This is a genomic window from Rickettsia sp., from assembly GCF_965035265.1.
In genome coordinates this window covers 1-4,278 of the sequence record NZ_CBCDJS010000098.1, presented here as the reverse complement: position 1 = coordinate 4,278, position 4,278 = coordinate 1, and the positions used below count along the sequence as shown (strand labels likewise).

Sequence of the window (4,278 nt, the reverse complement as noted above, 5' to 3'; positions counted from 1 at the left end):
CAAAGATTCCATTCAAGTATTGGGTATAAAAAACCTATGAATGTTTATCTGGATTACGTACAACATTATGAACAAATAGCAGCTTAATTTAAGCAACATTACCAAGTACATTGTTCATATATTTTGTCTTGATTTTTCAGGCCATTATAATGTGAAAAATATTGACTATAGAGAAATAGTACCTGAATCAGTTCAAAATATATATCAAGTAGCAATAAATGAAGCAAAACAAAGAGCAAAAGAATTTTTAGCCGATAAGGATGCTTTAGTAATTCCGGGTAATAATGCAGCAGTTAACGCTGAAGCAGCAGAACAATTTGGCGGAGAAGTAACAGTATCTGGTAAATCTGACTTTGCTCGTTCACTAGCTGAAATGGTTATGGTAGAAGTTGCTATAGAAAAAGGGTTGCCAATAATGGGAATTTGTGGAGGACATCAAGTTATTAATAGCTATCTTAAAGGAAAAATAACCGATGTACATAATACTCCTAATCATGATTCAATAATTATTGAGCCTACTTCAGAATTAGCAGCAATGACCAAGGCTAATCCCAATATAAAAGAAACAGAAGTACGTAATCAAAGATTTTGGGCTCGTCATCATAATGCAGTGCAAGAAATAGGGGGAAAAGATAGATTAATAGATAAAAAAATTTACTAAAAGTCACAGCTATAACAAAGGATGGAGTAATACAAGGAACAGAATCACAATTTGGGGCTCCAATTCGTACTTTTCAATTTCATCCAGAAATGTCTTATGCAAATTCTACATATTTAATTGATGAAATATTACGTGATAAAAAAATCTTTGCATCATTTGTACAATCAGCACAAACATTTGCTAATAAGAAAGAACTAGGAGTAAATATAAAATCCGAAGTGTCAAAACAGAAAAATTTTAGAGCAATGGTCTCAGAACAAAGAAAAGAGAAGCCTACAGGAAGAAGTCTCTAATTTGATCTTGTGAAAAACCGACGGATGGTACGTTATGCGAACCTTTGACCATTTTAGATTAGCCTTGATTCAGTAGGTCCTTAAGCCTATTTACTTAAATAATTCTTTAGCTTTCTGCTAAAATTTTCTTATAATTTTTATTAATTAAAAATATTTAGATAAGCTGATGCAAATTTTTATAAAGAGAATTCAACTTCTAACTGTGGAAGATCATTCTCAGAAAATATAGCGAAAGTCTTTAATTCAGCTAATGTATTATCTTGCCTTAGCCATCCGCCTTTTTGAGTATATTCTAGCTTAAAACCAAGCTTTAAAGGAATTTTAATGCTTGCTAAATTCTCTATATCGCAATGAATTTCAACTTTTCTAGCATTCAAAATTCTAAAAGCCAGTAAAGCCATTATATGAGTTGCAGTAGTAGCGTAACCTTTAGATCTTTGACCCTTTCGGATAAAATACGAAATACCGAATTGCGGTATTGACCAACCCGCTTGAAAAGGCGGGAAAGCACATCTTCCAACGATATTACCGGTTGTTTTATCAATAATAAGATAACGAATGCAATTACGTAATATAAACTCAGCATGATGCTTTCTACATTCTTCTTCTACCGATTCTAAAGTTGGAGGAGTAGAAGACCAATTAAGCCATTTTACATAATCTTCATAACCATCCATCATTGAGTGGTATAAGTTTTCTCCGTATCCGGCTTTAGGCATTTGTAATTTTAGTTTTGATGTTTCAATAACTTCCGGCAAATTAATTAAAATACGATTCATAAAATATATATTTTTTACTAACAAATACTATTTTGAGTATAAATATCAATATAAATTATTTTAATTTTAAGAATAAGGGAAAGAAAAAAGATTATAAGATCTAACTAACTTCTGTTGTTAAGGTTTGGCGGGAAGTGTGGTACATTATGCGAACCTTTAACGAGTTTAGATTAGCCTTGATTCAGGCGGTGGTTAAGCCTTTGTATACTTTAATTTAAAACTACAAGACATGGCTTACTACCCATATTCCCATAAACTGAGCTGGCGGAGAGAGGGGGATTCGAACCCCCGACACGTTGCCGTGAACACGCTTTCCAGGCGTGCGCCTTAAACCGCTCGGCCATCTCTCCTAAACTTTAATATTTTTTTATTTGAAAAGAGTTATAAAAATAAGCTTTTCAAATAAAGATAGAATATATTTTAATCCATTTTATCAAATATATTATTTGCTTCTAATAGTTCTATTTGCGTATTAACGCCAATAAGTAGGTTATAATCAGAGAGGGAATATGCAACTTTTTCTTCCTGATCTTTACATATTTTTACCATCGAGGTTAAGTAAATTTCCGGGTTAATATGCTCTGCGTCCATACATATAGATAAATATTTATGTAATATTCCTGGAGCAAAAGCCATTATACCAGAATTACATAACTTAACTTCTTTTTCTTTTTGAGTAGCATCTTTAAATTCTACTATCTCTAAAAAATTACCAGCTTCATCTGTTATTATTCTTCCGTACTGAGCAGGATTCTCTGTTTCAAAAGCTAATGTAATTAAAGCAGAATTTGTAGATTTTAAATAATCTATTAAATTATTAATAATACTTGGCATAATAAGTGGATGGTCACCATATAAAACCGCTACTATTTTGTTAGGATCAATTAAATCTATTGCTTCATGAGTAGCATGAGCTGTACCTTTAGGTTCTTTTTGCAGTACAAAACGACACATATTCTCATAGGGTGTTAAGTGTTTTTTAAGTTCTTCTGAATAAACTATAACTACATCATTTGTGACGTTAAGCGAATTCTTTAATACCGTTTCAAGCATTGGAACTCCGCCGACTTCATGCATTACTTTGGGTAAATCGGATTCCATTCTAGTACCCTTGCCGGCTGCTAAAATAATTATTTGATAATTTTTTGAGTTATAAGTCATTGTTCTCCTTTTATTATTATTTCATAAATATCATCAGATAGCTCATAATTACCGAAAACTCTCTGCACATCGTCACTTTCTTCCAAAACTTCCACAAGCTTTAGTAATTTTTCAGCTTTTTCTTTATCATCTATAACTATTGTATTTAACGGAATCCAGCCTATATAAGAGTCTTCAGGTATGCCGTATTTGCCGTTTAAAAATTCTAGAACTTTAGAAAAATTTTCAATATCTGTATAGATTGTATGGAATACCTCATCAGATATAATATCATCTACACCTACTTCTATAACCGCTTCTAAGATATTTTCACTCGATGCTATATTGCTAGGATATTGAATAACTCCGCAATGCTTGAATAAATAATTAACACTGCCGGTTTCACCTAAACTCCCACCATATTTAGTAAAACTAGAGCGTACTTCGGCAGCAGTACGGTTTTTATTATCTGTTAAAGCTTCAACTATTATAGCAATACCATTCGGTGCATAACCTTCATATCTAATTTCCGTATAATTTTCGGCATTAGAAGAATCATTAGCACTATTAATAGCTTTATCTATTCTTTCTTTGGGAAGATTTTGACTACGTGCAGCAGTTAAAGCATTTCTAAGACGTGGATTATTTTCAGGATTATTAGAAGAACCGGTTTTAGCTGCAGTAACTATTTCACGAATTAATTTAGTAAAAACTTTTGCTCTTTTTTTATCCTGAGCACCTTTACGATGCTGAATATTTTTAAATTTTGAGTGACCGGCCATATTATTTTTTTTCTTTCAAAAGTAGTATTAGTATACTCTGAAGTAAAATGAAGAGTAGTATACGAAGATCAACTTGGAAAAGAACAAGGAGTCTATAAGCCGAGGAGAGGAGCGTATATTAAACGTTCAGCATCCGAGGGCTTACAAAGACGATGTAGGCAATTTTTCAAGTTTATCGAGTATATTTTTTCTCCAAAAACGATTAATTAACCTTGTTTTGCTTTAAATCTTTTGTTCTTTTTATTTATTACAAAAATTTTGCCTCTTCTTTTAACGATTTGACAATCTTTATCACGTTTTTTTAGTGATTTTAATGAAATAACAACTTTCATAAAATATACTTATTACATTTAATTTGGACTAATAATAAACATTTTTATTTATTCAGTCAATTACCAATTTAAAGCATTTTTAAACAAAATACCACGAAACATGGTATTTTGTTGACATATGTTAATAAAATAATGTATTATGTGTTTATAGAAATTAAGAAATATCGTATTTCATGGTTTTTGAGTATAAATTTAACCAATAATTACAAATGGGACAAATTATGAATAAATATTCATTATATAACTTTAGTCAAGAAACTGTAAATGAAATTAAACAAAATTAAACAAAAT

The 4,278-nt window shown here is 31.0% G+C and carries 4 protein-coding genes, 1 tRNA gene and 1 pseudogene; 1 reads left to right on the top strand and 5 read right to left on the bottom strand.

Annotated elements, in window-relative coordinates:
• Positions 1-148 precede the first annotated feature (148 nt).
• Positions 149-954: pseudogene (locus AC1Z7D_RS06045) on the top strand (gamma-glutamyl-gamma-aminobutyrate hydrolase family protein); the annotation flags it as partial.
• Between the two features lie 176 nt (positions 955-1,130).
• Here the strand turns inward: AC1Z7D_RS06045 and AC1Z7D_RS06040 are convergent.
• The 5 genes from AC1Z7D_RS06040 to ykgO form a co-directional block, all read right to left on the bottom strand.
• Entirely contained in the window at positions 1,131-1,733 is a 603-nt protein-coding gene (locus AC1Z7D_RS06040) for a GNAT family N-acetyltransferase (RefSeq protein WP_482602862.1), read from the bottom strand.
• A gap of 262 nt (positions 1,734-1,995) precedes the next feature.
• Positions 1,996-2,083 (bottom strand) — tRNA-Ser (locus AC1Z7D_RS06035).
• Between the two features lie 70 nt (positions 2,084-2,153).
• The gene (locus AC1Z7D_RS06030; protein WP_482602860.1) at positions 2,154-2,894 is read right to left on the bottom strand and encodes a sugar phosphate nucleotidyltransferase; all 741 of its coding nucleotides are present in this window, start codon (positions 2,892-2,894) and stop codon (positions 2,154-2,156) included.
• A complete protein-coding gene (locus AC1Z7D_RS06025) occupies positions 2,891-3,655 on the bottom strand; it encodes a YebC/PmpR family DNA-binding transcriptional regulator (protein ID WP_482602858.1) in 765 nt (254 codons plus the stop codon). The genes AC1Z7D_RS06030 and AC1Z7D_RS06025 overlap by 4 nt, the downstream gene beginning before the upstream one ends.
• Positions 3,656-3,861: 206 nt before the next feature.
• Complete coding sequence (gene ykgO, locus AC1Z7D_RS06020; protein ID WP_482602856.1) at positions 3,862-3,987, bottom strand: type B 50S ribosomal protein L36; 126 nt, start codon at positions 3,985-3,987, stop codon at positions 3,862-3,864.
• Positions 3,988-4,278: the final 291 nt, after the last annotated feature.